The 17364-nt window shown below is 41.1% G+C and carries 10 protein-coding genes; all 10 read right to left on the bottom strand.

Going from position 1 to position 17364, the window contains the following annotated elements:
* Positions 1-93 precede the first annotated feature (93 nt).
* The 10 genes from DWW60_RS06725 to DWW60_RS06680 all read right to left on the bottom strand — a co-directional run bounded on the left by DWW60_RS06725 (position 94) and on the right by DWW60_RS06680 (position 17152).
* The gene (locus DWW60_RS06725; RefSeq protein WP_117874725.1) at positions 94-6387 is read right to left on the bottom strand and encodes a DUF5057 domain-containing protein; all 6294 of its coding nucleotides are present in this window, start codon (positions 6385-6387) and stop codon (positions 94-96) included.
* Positions 6388-6404: 17 nt separating this feature from the next.
* A complete protein-coding gene (locus DWW60_RS06720; RefSeq protein ID WP_117874723.1) occupies positions 6405-7277 on the bottom strand; it encodes a prepilin-type N-terminal cleavage/methylation domain-containing protein in 873 nt (290 codons plus the stop codon).
* A gap of 12 nt (positions 7278-7289) precedes the next feature.
* A complete protein-coding gene (locus DWW60_RS06715) occupies positions 7290-7811 on the bottom strand; it encodes a prepilin-type N-terminal cleavage/methylation domain-containing protein (protein ID WP_117548745.1) in 522 nt (173 codons plus the stop codon).
* Positions 7812-7823: 12 nt separating this feature from the next.
* A complete protein-coding gene (locus DWW60_RS06710; protein WP_117874721.1) occupies positions 7824-10640 on the bottom strand; it encodes a hypothetical protein in 2817 nt (938 codons plus the stop codon).
* 3 nt (positions 10641-10643) lie between these two features.
* Positions 10644-11966, bottom strand: a complete 1323-nt coding sequence (locus tag DWW60_RS06705) for a prepilin-type N-terminal cleavage/methylation domain-containing protein (RefSeq protein WP_055223930.1) — start codon at positions 11964-11966, stop codon at positions 10644-10646.
* Positions 11967-11997: 31 nt separating this feature from the next.
* Positions 11998-12762, bottom strand: a complete 765-nt coding sequence (locus tag DWW60_RS06700) for a hypothetical protein (RefSeq protein ID WP_117874719.1) — start codon at positions 12760-12762, stop codon at positions 11998-12000.
* Between the two features lie 12 nt (positions 12763-12774).
* Positions 12775-14388, bottom strand: a complete 1614-nt coding sequence (gene pilM / locus DWW60_RS06695; RefSeq protein ID WP_022216709.1) for a type IV pilus assembly protein PilM — start codon at positions 14386-14388, stop codon at positions 12775-12777.
* Between the two features lie 549 nt (positions 14389-14937).
* A complete protein-coding gene (locus tag DWW60_RS06690) occupies positions 14938-15363 on the bottom strand; it encodes a type II secretion system protein (protein WP_117874718.1) in 426 nt (141 codons plus the stop codon).
* A 145-nt stretch (positions 15364-15508) separates the two neighbouring features.
* Positions 15509-15925, bottom strand: coding sequence for a type II secretion system protein (locus DWW60_RS06685; protein WP_055144040.1), 417 nt, complete (start codon positions 15923-15925; stop codon positions 15509-15511).
* Positions 15926-15943: 18 nt separating this feature from the next.
* Entirely contained in the window at positions 15944-17152 is a 1209-nt protein-coding gene (locus DWW60_RS06680) for a type II secretion system F family protein (protein WP_117874716.1), read from the bottom strand.
* Positions 17153-17364: the final 212 nt, after the last annotated feature.

Here is a 17364-nt window from a genome sequence, read left to right as displayed (position 1 = left end):
TTTTGAACAGAGTCAGTATAACACAAAAAGAAACCGGAGTATATAACCACCCCGGTTTCTATATTTATTGCTATTATTTATACTATATACGCATTATGCAAATACATTCTTCTTCTCGGCAATGAAATCTCCAAGTGCCGGAACGTCTATAGTATTGTCTGTCAGGTCGAACAATGGATCTGCGGCCTTAACCTTGATCATTGTATATACAGGAACTGTCTTGCCCTGGTAATATACCTCCACAACGATGTATGTGTAATTTCCACCATATGGTGCATAACACGAATCATCAGGTGTAAGGGCTGTACCATTGCCATTTCTCACAATATCCTTTATATCGCCTGCAATTGATGTTAACTTGGCTGTACCAATCTTATCGTATGACTTAATCATCTTATCAGTATTCTCTGTATAGCTTGGTCTGATTGAGTAATCGGAATCATCGTAATCCAGATCATAGTAAATGTTAACCTTTGTTACCTTTGTCTTCTCCGGAATTCCAATCTTATAATCAAACTCAGGATCATCTGTCTTTGAGTCAACCTCACTTACATATACAGTCTTTCCTGATGAAGCAAGTGCCTCTGCATCCTTTGGAAGCTCATCCTCTGCAGCCCATGTCTGCTTTGGATCGTAACACTTGATAGTTGGCATCTCTGGTACTGCTGATGCACTGTTTACAATAACGTTGATGAACAGCTTTCTCTCATCATTGTTTCTTGTACGTCTACCTGTAACTGATGAATGTCCGGCACCACAATATGTGATCGCACCACTGCCATAAGCTGTAGTGTAGATGAAGTAAGCCTCCATTGCATCTCCAGGATCCGCTGCATACTTTGATGAACGCATCTTACTGTTCGATGAGTTATTTGAACCTGCAAGAGTATACCATACTGTTATGTTGTCACTCTCAAGATCAAGTGCAAATGCCTGCTGATGTGTACCCGATATGTTCAGTGATGAACTTATGTTGTATGGATACAATGTTACAAGACCTGAGTTAAGCTGTGTAGCCTTAACTGTCTCAGCACAAGCTGACTGATCCTGGTTTGAAGCCTGTGACCAGGCTGTTGCTGCCTTATATGACTCCTGTGCATATACATATGGAAGTGTAGTTGTTGCACCAGCCATATTACCATTGTAGTAAAGTGCTGTCATTGCAAGTGCACTTACATATACCTTCTTATCTTTTCCAAGATATGGCTGCCAGTATGCGTTCTTCTCAACAAATACATCCATAATGTTAGAATTCATACTGTTCAGTAATCCTTCGCCTGCAGTAGGATTATTTGCATATGGTGTCAGGTAATACAAGCTGCTATCCGGTGATGTATATGTCACATCATCAACTGTTCCATCTGCTGTGTATGTAACTTCCAGTGTACTTGTATTAACAGAAGCCTTGCTGTAAGAAACACTCTTAACGTTATACTTACCAAGCTTAAGTGGATTGTCATACTTAACAACATTGTCTGTTATATCAACATGGAATCTGTTCATTCCTACTACTGATAAAAGTGACTTTGTAAGGTTAACTGCACCTGCATTTGCATATGGTGACATTGAATCATGGAAGAAGAATAAATCTCCTCCTGCTGATACATAGTCAAGTATGTACTGACATGTTTCCTTCTTGAAGTCAACCTTAAATCCACCAAATGAATCCGATGGTCCAAGAACAAGTATTGAGTACATGTTCTTCATAAAGCTCTTACCATATGAACGTCTGAGGTAAGTATTGTACTTATCCTTTGCCTCAAGTTCTGCGTTCTTTGCTGTCACATAATCTGAATAATACTTAGCAAAATCAGCTCCGAAATCATCTGACATCTTTCCTGCTTTGAAGTCACCCTCACAGTGATTCATTGTGTTGTACTTTGGCCAGAATATCAGATAATAATCGCCTGTATCCTGCATATACTGAAGGACTTTCTTTGTCTCTGCATTGCTTGTCCTGAAATTATTGATAAATGTACTGTAATTTGTAGTTCCTGTATATTTACCATCAATATAGTCTATTGCATTCTTGAGATAGTTATCAAGAATCTTCTTTGGCGTTGCAACCTTTGCTGACGCTGCTGAATATTCTGTAAGTGCAACAGCGGCAAGGCTCTCGTACTCTTCCTGACTATGTCCATCAACCTTCTCACCCTTGGCAAGCTTCTCAGCCTCTTCTACCATAGTATCAAGGCAATCATACTGAGCATCTACTCCATCTCCTGTCTTGAATGAAGCTCTATCACTTGAAGCAACCACAAGATCAAGATTTATGTCATAATCCTCTGAAAGCTCATCTGCAAGATTCGAATAATAATCATCCGCATCTGTGTTTGTATCAAACTCATATACGCCGAATCTGTTTTCATGTCTTCCAAGAACTGCATACTGAGTAGTTGAAGCGTTATCAAGCTCTGCCATGTTTGCAAATACATTGTACTTTGCAATCTTGTGAGCTGTCTGTGACTCAATATCAAAGTAAAGTGTATCAGTTGCTCCCCATGAGGTTGCCGTCTGTCCCTCTGCCATTGTCTGAACCTGAAGAACATTTATCTCACTCTTTGATACGTTATTATTTACTATCTTGCTGAGACCTGTAGAAGAAGCAACTATATTGCCATCCTCATCTGTTATCTCAAGATACCATGCTGCTGATCCAAAGAACTCAGAGTCAAGCGCTACTGTCAGTGATTTCTCCTGACCGTTTGTGATCTTATCCCCAAGACAATAATCACCGCCGCCCTTCTCGAACTTTGTATTCTTATCAACATCTACAAACAACTTGTAGTTATATACTGACTTATCACCATCAACCTGGAATGTAAACTGTAATCTGTTGGACTTGATATAAGTCTGCTGTATTCCCTGCTGATATGTAACTGGTTTTGTAGTGATAGTAAGTCTTGTTCTATGTGCACTTCCTGTCACCAGTCTGTTAAGAGATGCTGAAGTAGCATCATCCCAGACTACCTTGTAGTTATAATATACAGTATCTGTTCCCGGACGCTTATACCATGACTGATCCTGTACGTCTGAGTCCATATAATCAGTTTCCTTGAACTTACCTCCAGCAAGTGACTGAACACGCTTTGTCCATAAACTGTTACCGTATATTCCATCCTTATCACTTATATACTGTGTTGCATTCTTATCGAATCCCCACAGAATATTTGATCCATTTGATCCTGTATGTCTTGCATAGAGAGTATCTACCAACTGATACATTCTTGATGATGGATCGAGATAATAATTCTTTCTCTCAAGCTTTCCATCTTTATACCAATATCCCTGAAGGAGCTCAGCCTGTGAAAGCTTATCACCATTTGCATTTGTACCCTGCATATTCTCATATACGCTGGTAAGCTCATCACTTATGATCATCGGTCTGCCTGATGCCATGTATGTGAGAAGCTCCTGATACTTTGTATTTGTCAGGTCGTTACCATTCTCTGCAAGATATGTTGTTGTGTAATACTTGTCACCAACCTTTGGTGATGCAAGCATATTTGTTGATCCTGATATAGGTGCTGTATCTGGGCTATATGTAGATGCATTCATCAACTGACTGAGTGTACCTGTGTGGTAATACATGATGAATGTTGGGAATATCTGATATGTGTAACCCGACGTAGCATTACCGATATCATTCTGTCCTTTGTACATCTCCGCTGGATTTCTATCCATAGCACTTATATCGCCACCGATATATACCAGATCGTATGTCGCTGCTATATCTTCCTTCATACCAATGAGCTGCTCGGTCGAAACCTGAGTGAGCTGAATATCTCCAATGGATATACCATCGATAGCGTACGCTATCTTCGCCTTGGTAAGATCAAAATCATAATACTCTGTTCTGGCTGCCAGCTCCTGCTTGGACTTACCACTTACTACATCAGATGGAACTGTATAATAGTTTCCTGTTATTTTAGTTGTTCCATCACTTCTTGTTGTATAAGCTGTACTTACAGTATCCTGAAGTGCTGCCACCTCAAGATCAATCGGATAATCCGGCTGAATCTCAAGTACCTTGAACTTGTTATCAGAACCATCGCGATACACACTGGCATTGATAACATCAGCCACTGCCTTTGCCGATGGTGAATCAACTACCGGAATGGTTGGATCTGAATCATCGCCACTGCCATCTCCTGAGCCCTTTCCGTCACCGGCCTTAGAAGAAACTATAAAATACTGTCCACTCTCGACTGCACTGCACAGATCCTTGAATACCGCTGTGCCTATCTCCTTGTTATATGTACCCTTGTCAATAAATACAAAGTCATACTCTGAGAGATCAAGCTTATCATAAGTACCATTCATGAATACTGCCTGGGTTTCGAGATATTTGTCATGCAGACCAGTAACATACGAAACAACCTTTGCCGCATCTGAGAAATCCAGATTAGTATATACAAGATCACTCTTATACTCATAATTGAGATCTGCATTACCAACATTCTCCTGGAAATCCTGATATGTAACTACAACATTCTCATCTTCTGTTCCTGCTGCGTCTATTCTGTATGTGTATCCTGATACATTGTCCTCGTCAACTGTCTTAATATTGAAATCATACTGATAATCAGTATCACTTCCGTCAACAAGACCGGAATTATCAGCTACTCCAACCACAAGATCATCATAAGAGAACTGGTCATCACTGACATCTCCTCCAACTACAACCTTGTAGCTATATTCAGGGCTGAGTCTGTCAAAGCTGTATGTGTATACAGTCTCCATAACTGTGTTGCCATCAGCATCCTTTATCTCCTGACCATTCTCGTCAAGTTTCGGAACCTCTTTCATCTCAAGAGGAGCCTTCATAAGAATATCTACTGATGTTCCTGCCAGATTAAGCTGTGTTCCATTTTCTACTACAAGATATGCATACATATCTGCTGCTGGATCCACTGCATCACCTGCATCATCAGTACATCTCACTGTACCGGAAACTGACTTTGTCTTGACATCCTTATAGTATGATGTTGCAAAGTTGACATTCTTAAATGCCTTACCGCCATTGGTCATCGCCTCTACAAGATCGGCACTGTCAATGAGATAAACATCAGCACCACTTGGCACATATCTTGAAAGACCTGTACCACTGCTTGAAGTACCATTCGCATACATATGTCCTGTCAGATCGCTGTTTGGAGCCTTCTGTACAGATTCCCATGTATTTGTCTTCGCATTGAATGTGTAATCAGCAGAAGCCATGTCTCCACGTGTAGCACTGCTATTCTTCTCTGTGATTTCACTGAACATTGCACTGCCGGCTCCGTCCTCTGAAATCACAAGTATCTTGGCATTATCAAAGTTCCACGACTTTCTGTCTCCTGTAAGACCTGATCTTGAACCAGCCTTATCATATGTGGAATCCTTGATATTATCCGGTATGTTACCATCAAGGAAATCAAGTATTGATACACCCTCATACCACTTATAGTATGTTCCATAGTTAAGGTAATCGCTACCACCCTCGCTGGCTTTTCTCTCTGCCTGAAGAATAAAGTCAGAGATCGTCTTTGTTGTCTTGTTTATATCAGGAGTCGTCTTGTTATCATCTGCCTCCTGATAAAGTGTCTTAAAGAAATCCGGCTCTGTAACAAGGACATTATCATATCTTGCCACAGCACCCTTGGTGATCAGCTTGTATGCAAGTGCACCCATTCTGTAATCATCATTATTTCCTGTTATAAGCTCTGGCTCTGATGTACACAGAGTTCCTGTACACAATGCTATAGGATGTGAGTTTGCTGTAGCATACGCATCCAGCCAGTTATACAGATCCTCGCTTATATCATTTGATGTGCTGGCATAATCACTGGCACCATTTGCCCAAATATATATGAAATCCGCCTGATTGAGGATTCCCTGGGCTGTTGTATCCATGCTGTTCAGCTCGCTGACTGTACAAGTTGTAAGAGTCACCGCACCGGCAGCCATGTTATCGCTTATCGTCTTATATCCATTGAACACTGCAAGTCTGAAATACTCACCTGCATATACATATCTCCAAAGATATGTTGTTGAATCGTATCCTGTCAGCTTCTTCGCATCACCTGAAAACTTGCTATCAGTGACAGTTTCCTTCAGCTTCTCATCCATATCTGCATTGCCACTATATGAATCAGGTACTATCTGGACGATTCTGAATTTGTCCTCTCCTGTCTGTTTCTTGCCAGCATCGTTGGAGTTCTTAACTGCCAAATCGATATTGGACAATCCCGTCAGACTTGTAGATGTACTTCCGCTGCCGTTCGTATCACTCAGGGAAGCCTGAGAATCGGAGTTAGCCAGTGTATAATTCACAAATATAGAGCTGACTACAAGTGCGAATATAATAGCTATAGATGATAAGACTATTTTTTTATTCTTAAACACTGTATTTTCCTCCTCTATTAATCCCACTCATGCTTCTTGAGCACGAATGAATTTCTGAGTCCAACTACACTTGTTACTTTATATGTCTCTTTTGTTTTTGTGTCTTCAAATCCAATAATCACTGCAACACTATTGTCTGCAGGATTGACCTGAAGCTGAAAGCTTTTCACGTTGTTAGCAAGCACTGTACCTTTCTTGGAGCTTGCATCCACATACTTTGTACACGATGAAAGCACCGACTGTGCCTGATTTACCTTTGCTGAATCGCTGCTCTTGAGATCCTGCTTTGCCTGATTAAGCGTTTCATCACTCATCTCCTGTCTGAAAACATACAATTTCTTGTCTGTCTTGCTGTAGGTAATCGTACAGAATGCAGTCTTATCTAGCTCAGATGAATACTGAACCCACAGATAATCAGCATCTATAAATGTGTGCACATCCTCTGAAGCACCAGCGCCGCCAAAAGGCTTAACATCCGCTATATCATAGCTATTGCTTTTTTTCTTTATCACACCGCTATCTGACACTATATCCTGGATTACATCAGCAACGCCTCCCTGCTTACGGAGTGCGCTTCCCGATCCTGCGGATTTCACATACGTATCCTCAGGAACAATAAAGCTTCCTGTAACCTGAGTGAATGATGTTCCAGTCTGTACGTAAGCAGTTCCATCAATCTTGATATCACTTGCCCCCATCAGTATGTCTGCTATCGCATCATATGTCTCAGTCGCCTGAGACTGAAGCTTCTGTCTGGACGACTGCTTCTTATGTGACGCAACAGTTGTAGATATAAGGGACATGACAGCAACCATGAATATTCCCAAGATTGCCATATACAGTATAAGCTCTATGAATGTGAAGCCCTTGTCTTTATTTCTACATATCATTCTTCACACCCCCTAATTCTTTCCATATGTATGACCGCCTGTATACTGGTTCAGGTTGACCCTTCCAACAGTATTGTTGCTGTTATACTTGCAGAAACGATACTCTCCATATCCAGTCAGCACCTGACTGTCAGATTTCCTGATAATAATAACCTGCTCTGAAAGAGGAGTAGTCACTGAATCTGCATCGTAATCGTCAGCATAATATATCGTAACTCTCTCCAGCACCTTGTCAGGTGCAGATGAATTAGCAGTAAATGACTCCGCCCTTCCATCAGCGCATATACCATAGAAAATATCGTAATTAGCACCATTCTGGACTATCCTTACCGCCTCTCCACTTTTTTGCGTCCTAGTTCTCATCTCAAGCGCCGACAATTCACTGTCAAACTTCTGCAGTGAAGCAGTTGCCTGAGACGCTCTTATTGATGATATAGTGAGAAAGCCCACGCCTGACATTACTGCAATTATAGCAATAACAATTATCATCTCTATAAGCGTGTATCCATTATTTGATTTTATACAATTCTTCATCAGCTACACCCCCTATTCAACATTCTTCTTCCAGTTCTGGAATACAAGAATATCTTCATATGAGATGTCTGATATTGATGCTCCTGTTACCTCTGTGTTACCTTCGCTCTTGGATGATGTATAGTTCTTCAGCACCTTTGTTGTAAGCGTATTGAGCTTTTCGTCTGTGCTCTCTGAACACTGTTCAAGAAGATTTGCAACAAATGCAGCGTCTGCTGATATTGACATATTATGGTCAATTATAAGCTTTGATCCAGTGATTATCATACCTCTGAAGCTCTTAACATTCTCATCAAATCTTACATTACCACCGGCAATTATAATTCCCTGGAATGATCCATCACCATTGTTTGGCTGGAGCTTAACATCACCAGAATTGATAACTATGGTTTTAGCCTCATTATCTGTTGCATTTCCAATTGTATTCTCAATTGAAAGGTTCCTGCTAAATACATAAGCAAAATCAACATAGTGATTTAAAGGAGTGATACTGTAATCATATGAATATTCATCTTTATCCTTATTATATGTACTTGTATATCCACTTGCTGACTTGCTATAGCCTGCAATCTCCCACGCATTTACATCAGGCTTAGTTGCCTCATCCTTCTTGTTGAGAACTGACAGATGATCCTTCATATTTATATACATATATGAGAGGAAATTACTTGTAGTCTCTTCATCATTTGCAACTGAACTTCCTGAAAGCTCTGCAGCATCCGCCTTGAGGTCATTAAATACCTTTTTATTGTTGTCTGAACCCTTGTTACCAAGGATGTTAGTAAACACCTTGCCTGTTGAAACATTATCAAGCGCTGTAGCCACATCCATTGTGGTAGTTGTGGATGCTCTCAGGAACAGCGAATCATCGTTATTCTGATCTGTGACAGCACCGCTTGCATTTATCTTGCCCTCTGCCGGAAGAACCAGCTTAACCTGGAACTGCTCATATTTCTGTACATTATAGAGTTTACTGCTTATCTCATCACCGTAATCCTGAAGAAGCTTGTAATATTTCTCAGCAAACTTCTCAGCATTGCTTACATTGGATGAATCCTTTCCATCCTCAATATACAGATAATAATAATCATGTCCTGAAACAGTCTGCTTAATTGCTGTTACACCCTTATCTCCCTCTGTAGCAAGATCATTGAGGAAATCATCATACAGATCAAGTATGTTCGCATCTGCCTCAAATGTCTTTGGGAACTGAAGTGTAACTGTAGTGATTCCTGTGTCAGGGTCAACCTTCTCAGTGTTGTTCACTACAGACCACTGGGTAAGGAACATAAGCTGGTTTGTCTTCACATCAAGAGACTGTCCTGTGGAATAATCCTCCAGTGTGGTGAATGCATAATCTGCATTCTCATCAACTGTTATATTCTCGTCATCCTCAGGAACACTGGACGCTGCAATCTTAGAGAACTCAATGTATGACTTACCTGCTATATACAGTGAATTAAGTTCCTGAAGATCAAGTGTTGAATTCTTACCATTTACTATGATCGCACTGTCACTGAAGTGTGATCTCAGCTTATATCCGGTTGCCAGGTATCCCTTCTGTCTAAGATAATTCAGGCTTCTTGTATCCTGAGCATTGTAGCTATATCCAAAATAGCTGCCCTGAGTAAACTTAAGACTCGCCTTCTCTGCGTTAAGCTCTGTATCATCAAATATGTATGCATCAGCAGAAGCCTTAAGAGAACCGCCATCCTTTCCACCTATGACAATATTGTCTGCCCAAAGCTCTGAAAGAGTCTGTGTACGACCTGAAAGGTTTATCTCTGCTCCATTGTATGCTGCAAGAGAACCTGAACACACAACAACATCAGAGTTGAGTGTAAGTGATGTATTTTTTCCATTTACAAATATTCCGGAATAAGCACTGCTGTCCTTTGTTCCCCACATTGTACTAGGCTTACTCTCATATTTGTTCGTAACCTTTGTCTCGGCTACATCGTTATAATCCTTATTGTAATAATCGCTTGCTGCGTAGATATTACCCTTTACCTGCGCATCTGTTGTCTTATTATCATTGTCCTCGCCAACTTCAACACCCATATCTGCAAGTATCGCATACTCATACAATGTATTGCTAGCTACACTGCTTGTATCAAACGATACATTATATTCAGGCTCCGTGAGAACAATATCCGTAGTGATAGACTGCTCATAGGTTCCTGCTGTTGATCCCTGCAGATCCACACTTCTCTTAACACACACATTCTTGAATGTGACAGACTGAACCTTGTCATTTTCGTAACCCGACTGCTTCTCCGTCTTAATTCCTCCATTATTCTTATAATACTGAGTTGTTGTCTTGTTATTAACATCAGTATATATAAGCTTCATGTTCGATGTATCAAGTCTGACACCATCCGGATTGTCCACTGCATCATACTCATTAGATATGAAAGACTGAAGTGTATCTGTCACGTTCTTAAGACTCTTATAGTTTGTATCTGCAACAAAGCCTGTCATGAAAAGCTTTTTGAAAAGCTCATTTGCCGATTTATTGTCAAGGGTAGTATACGCCTGAGCCTTAGTATCATACACAACAACCAATTCAGCCGTAGTTGTATACGCTGAATAAAGGTGCTCATTGGTCGCTGCGCCTACCCCCGCATACATCTCATCAAGTGCAGTTTCTACCTCATAAAAGTTATTCAGGGAATTCAGCTTATAAAATTTGAGCTTGTATGTCATCATAGCTCCCATAAGTATCGCTGAAGCAAGAATGCACATAAATGTGGTTGCGACTATTACAAGGACGAAACTTGAACCGTGATCATCGTTATGCCTAAGCTTTCGCTTTAATCTCTCAATCATCTGTTACTTCCCCCTTGTTCCAGTAACCGTCGTCTTGTTTCCTTTACTATCTGTCAAAGTAACTGTTATATCGTACATATATACACTGTCACTCTGATCCTCTGTCAAACGAGCTACAGGATAGTCAGAATTAACATTGTCAAAGTCAAAGTTGGCATATACATTAAGATCTGACGACTTTGCTCCCGCTGCCAGCTTAAGTCTCACCTTGACATCTGACATCTTGGTGTTCTTTCCTGCATTCGTATATGTAAGATCATCAACGTTCGCCACATTGAACTGCTCACGTATGATCTTCTTGTATGTATCGCTGAGCTCTGCTGTCGTCTCGAATACATACACATCCGCCTTCTCAGATATTCCTGAATTATCCACCGTTATGGTATCTGTCGTACAGTATGAACCATTGTATATCGCCGGAACATAGAGAAGATACACAGGTGGCAAACCATTCGTAAACTCCTGCTTGTATACTATTCCATCACCATATAAGGTGGTAGGCTTGTATACATTTTTGCCTGAGCTCTCATACTGTGATCTGATAACTGAGACCGTTGTATAATCTGTGTATTCCACATAACACTCAACTGTATATGTGGATCCCAGCTTTGATATCTTGATCTTGGTATTCTTCTGGAAATGATCCTCATCGAATGTTCCACCACCGGAAAGATAATGGTTGTACTGCACATCATACTTTCTCAGCACGTCAAGCTTCGCATCCAGGAAATACTGATATGCGAGATTATCAAGATTGCTGCCTGTTGCGGCTACATTATAGGTGGCACCTATAATGATAGCCGACTGTTTGCTGTCCAGATTTCTGATAGTTCCCGATTCCGTAGCATTAGTCTGTATGGCGCCACTTTCATCGCTTTTGAATGTCGCACCACCATCAAGACCTGCAAGCACATATCCATTCTTAAGGACCTGATATGCCGCATCATTCACATCCACCTGACAGGTGTAGGTCTCATAAGATTTTCCTATGGATACATCGTTGCAGGTATAGGTTGTGTCCGAATATTCCGCCGTTTTAGAATTCGGCAATGTAATAGACTTTCCCGATGGTGTTCCCTTTGTAAAGGAATATGTCTTTGTTCCATTGCCATCAGGAATATTCACATTTCCTGACAGATCAGCGGTCTTAAAGATCTCCATGATCTCCTCAGCCTTCTCGACTGCATACTGCTTCTTCGTCGATGTAGTACCCGTCTTCGTGGCTGTGATCAATGCATTGGTTATCGGATAGATCAGAATGGCAAATATGGCAGCAGCGATTATAATCTCTACTAAACTAAATCCTTTATTGTTTGATTTAACCATTTATTTGTTCACTCCATTTAAGTGTATGCATCTACTGGGCTGTTGTTGTGGTCGTAGTCGTAGTAGACTTTACTGTTGGGTTTCCAAAGATGTTGTTTGTACCTGTCTGTACATTCACATCTGCGTGATCTGTAGTTCTGTCATCACCGTTTACTGCATATGAGGTTATCGTCATATCTCCCTCATACTTTCCTGTCTGTTCGTTGAATGCTATAGTGACATCGTCAAGAGTCATTCTGTAATCACCATTCTTGATGTAGTCGATGACATCCTTGATATCCTTGTAGTCTCCCTCGTATGTGACAGGGAATGATGCTGAATAGCAGTTGTAACCTGATGCTGTAGCTGCTGACTCATCTATAGTCACGTCAGATGCTGCTGCATCTGTTGAAGCACTTGAATTATCAGCAACGGTAACGTCGCCCACAGCGCCTGCGCCAAGTGTATAGAAAAGTGTCTCCTCACCCATTGTTACACTAGGAAAGTTGAACTTATACTTATCCTTTACACCCTGTAAATACATGATCGTGTTATCCTGATACAGCTCTGATGGAAATTCTGCAAGAACAGCCTCATAGTCTGCCTTGTACTTCTCAGTGTCAGCTATGTACTGCTGTCTGTTCGCATCCTTCTCAAGCAAGCTGTTGTAATATGTCTGTCTCTCGTTGTACTGACTCTCAATACTCTTCTTGTCATCGAAATTGCCCATGGCAAGAAATCTTATAGGAAGCACTAAGATAGCAATTCCCAATAAGAATAATAATAGATTTCTCTGTCCCTTTGTGATTGAATCCATGATAGTCCCTCCTTAATTAACTGATACTTCATCTGTTGAAGTCTCGGTATCATCTGCATTTACATCCTTGTAGATACATGTAACTGTAAAGTCGTATGTTGTATCCCCGCTCTGCTGATCCACATTCTCAGTGACAGACTGAACGAATGAATTGTCTATGCACTCTATATCCTTGAGGTTTATTGCAAATGCAGCTATATCCTCGTACGACTTCGTGTTACCTGTGAAACTAACCTCTGTTGAAGATGAATCAAACGCTGTAAGACTGATTCCCTTTGGCATCTTGTCCTCAAGCTCCGCAATAAGTGTTCCAACATTCTCATTGAGGTTCTCTGTGTAACTGTACATATTCTGAGCATCCATGTATACACTTTCTGCATCTTCATAGTCCTGAACAATCTGCTCTATATCCTTGATTGAATCAATATCTCTATTCACCTGATCAAGTTTTGACTGAGCCTTATTCTTAGCTATAAATGAGTACGCTGTAACACCACCTGCAACTATGACTGCTATGATGATAAATGCTATAACCAGTGGTGTTGTGTCAACACTGCTTGCACCACCCTTGCTGCCAGTCTCACCAAGCTCGAAGCCCATAGGGTCAAAGGCAGCTCCGATAGGAACCATGAGATATACAGGATTATAAATCTTGAGATCAATCTTTGGGTCAAATTTGATGTTATACAATGTATCCATTACTCTGGTTGATACATTGAGCTGAACCTTGAACAAGCCGTCGATTCCCTTGATAAGGGCTCCATCACCTGTGAGAAATACATCATCAATAGGCTTATCAGGATTCTTTGATGTGAAGAAGTCCATCACACGGCCGATATTGTTGATGAGATATCTGAATGCTCCTGTTATAGCATTGTCATCGAAATCAACTGTGAGAAGTCTTTCGTTCTGGAGAAGAGTCATAGCTGTAGTTGCATCCACGCCCTTCGCATCCATAACTTCGTTGACTACCACATTGGTACCGTACGGAACTGTTCTCTGAAGGAGAAGTGTATCTCCTTTTACGATGTTGAGCACTGTTGATTCACTGCCCAACTGGATTACCATAGTTGTCATTGCCTCTGTTGTCTGAGTCTTGATCAACTGAAGCATTGCATTACCAATATAATCAAGTGCTACTACTTTCAGTCCAGCCATAGCTGCGAGATCATAGTATGATCTTACCATGTTCTCTGGTGCAGCGACTGCAAGAACTCTGAGCTGCTTGTTATTCTCTTCATCAGTAACTGTCTCAAGCACTGTATGAGACACTACGTAATCCTCTATATTAACAGGGAAATACTCTGATGAGTTCGCATTAATAATTCCTTTGATTTTGTTCTCCTTAACGAAAGGTACAAGAACCTCTCTGTTAACGATCTTTGTAGAGGTAAGAACGAATATCGCGTTCTTGTTTGTTATTCCATTTGCTGAGAGCTGAGACTTGATTGCCTCTGCTATTCTCTCTTTGTCTCTGATCACGCCATCCTCATAGGCATCTTCCGGTGTCTCGAAGATGATAGCGTTGTGTATCGTTGACTGCTTCTTGTTTGAAGGTGTAACTTCAACGATAGTAATACTTTCATTTGTAATGTCGATTGTTAAGACTTTATTATTACTCGCCATTTTTATAGCCTCCCTCGCTAATCAGTAGTTTTGTATGGAAAATTCCACATTGCTTTGAGTACCAGCTTACCGCTGTTCACCCCATTCATATAATTGTTCCGGATAAGTGCTTTCCGGATAAAGGTCAACATTCTGTCACCCTTTTAATAGCTCATCTCATCCACATAATGACCCTTTTATATAGAAGAAACTCACCGAAAAATAAGTACCAGCTCTACCTAGGTAAGCCAGTTGCCGCCATAAGTCATGCTATGTGACTTGTCACATATACAAAAAACCGCTGACTGCAAAGAAAGAGTGAGTACAAAGGATCAGACTGTATAACAATTATTCCTTCATATTCAGCTCCGTGTAAAGATATAGCAACCGGGGAAAATCCCCAGCTACTATAAATATAAATAGTAGAAAATGTGTCAGCACCTGACGATGATCACACTCACTGCCTGTACGAGGTTGCAATAGGTATAATCACCGTCTTGTGCTACACTTATGTAACACCTATCTTGTTCTCATGAACAATCCGTAAGTTTACACAAGTTTGTCAGGATCTTACTTGTACTCAGCACATACATCTGGGTAAAGCTCTGAACCATTAACTGTTACAGTGAAAGTAGACTTGTCTGAGCTAAGTGTAAACATAAATGACTGATTCTTATCATACTTTGGCTTGTATGCAGCTGAACCAAGCTGTGATACAACCTCGCTTGTAAATGCAGCACCAGTTCCTGTTACTGCAACAGGCTTTGTTGTTGATAATGTATACTCACCAGCATCTGCTGCATCGTAAGCTGCCTCTACTGAAAGTGCGTTTGTAACTGCTGTTGCGATTGTCTGTGCGTTTGATACATCTGTTGATCTTCTTGACTTAGCGATGTACTTGATAAGTGCTGGTGCAAGAGCTCCAGCAAGGATTGCCATAATAGCAATAACGATAATTAACTCTACTAATGAGAAACCTTTGTTGTTTTTCTTCATAATATTACTCTCCTTTTTAGTTGTTTATTGTGTGTTGTTATGTGCTTTGCACTATATCAAACCGGCATCCTCGTTCTACCGGGTTTAACCTTTTTAGTTATCATGCAGGTCATACATGATATATCAAATAGCTACCAGACGTATGTTACTTGTAAGCATCACACACATCCGGATACAGCTCTGAGCTGTCCACCTTTACGGTGAATGTAGCCTTATCACTATTGACTGTGATAGTGAACTGCTTGTCCTTGTCATACTTTGGCTTGAATGTACTTGTCCCAAGCTGACTTGTGACTTCTGATGTGAACGCATTCGATGTGCCAAGCTGTGTGCCATCGGTATTCACCGGGTAATCACCAGGTGTGGCATCATCATATGCCTTCTCTACCGATAAGGCATTGGCGACTGCCGTCGCTATAGTCTGGGCGTTCGACACATCGGTCGATCTTCTTGACTTTGCTATGTACTTTATGAGCGCCGGTGCAAGTGCTCCGGCAAGAATAGCCATGATTGCTATGACTATGATAAGCTCCACCAGTGAAAAGCCTTTGTTTCTGTTCATCTAACTTTCCTCTTTTGATTATACATTGTCCATAGCGTTGTACATACTCATGATAGGTCCATATACCGCTGCAACTATCATGCCAACAACACCTGCAAGAAGAACCATAATCATAGGTTCCATAGCTGCTGTAAGCGCATTTGTTGCCGCCTCAACTTCTTCGTCATAGTAGTCAGCAACCTTGCTGAGCATCTCCTCTATATCTCCTGTCTCCTCTCCAATCTTTGTCATGGCTGAGAGCATAGGTGGAAGCATCGTCATATCCTTAAGAGGCTTTGAGAGTGGCACACCCTTGGATACCTGAATCTTAGCATCCATAAGACCATCTCTGATAATCTTGTTGTCCATCATCTTCGCAACCTGCTCAACCGCATCTATCATGGATATACCTGACGCCATCAGTGTGCTCATGGTCCTGGCAAATCTTGCACACGCCGTCTTCACATTCAGGTTGCCAAATATAGGTGCCTTAAGTCCTATGTTCGCAAAGAGCTGTTCACCAAACGGCGTCTTCTTGAAGAACTTAACACCGAATACTATCGCCGCAACTATGATTATGAGCAGCCACCACTTATACATGACAAAATCTGCCGCAGCCATCATCATACGAGTTGCGAGTGGAAGCTGAGTTCCCATCTCTTCAAACATACTTGAGAAGTTTGGTATAACCGCTACCAACACTACTATGATAACTATAACCATAACACAGAGAACTACGATAGGATATGTCATGGCACCCTTGATCTTGGATGACAATGCATTGTCCTTCTCGAAATGCTCTACCAGTCTGTCCAAGCAAATCTCAAGATTACCAGACATCTCACCGGCTGCCACCATGTTGATCATGATAGGCGGGAATACATCCGGGTTAACTCTGAGCGCATCCGCCAGAGTTCCACCTTTCTCTACATATGTACGCGCATCTGCTATGGCCTTTCTCAGTGTCTTGTTCTCGATCTGATCTCCCATCAGCTCCAGTGCGGATATGATGGTAACACCAGCCTTGATGACCGCTGAGAACTGTTTACAGAATACACCCAGGTCTCTTGACTTGACCTTCTTCTTAAATCCTATACCCCCAAGCGGGCTGCTCTGCTCTGTCAGGCTCATAATCGAGTAGCCTTCTGACTTCAGCTTCTTCTCAGCACCGTCTCTGTTAGGGGCCTCGATGGTACCTTTTTTATTCTTACCATCTCTGTCAACAACCTTGTAATTAAATACTGCCATTGTCTCTCCTCCGACCCAATCTTAATATTCTTACGTTTTCATGTATCTACACTTTAAAAGCGCAATAATGCAACATAAATTATATGTAAAATATCTTACTATACCACACAGATTTAATCAACATTTAATTATTTGCACGTTATTTTTTAGACAATATGCACAATGCAACTTGGTTATTATACCACATTTTTCCATATGGTAATCGATTATTC

Origin of the sequence: Coprococcus sp. AF16-22 (genome assembly GCF_003461545.1) — a bacterium.
GTDB classification, from domain to species: Bacteria; Bacillota; Clostridia; order Lachnospirales; family Lachnospiraceae; genus Coprococcus; species Coprococcus aceti.
This window is presented reverse-complemented; position numbering and strand designations above follow the sequence as displayed.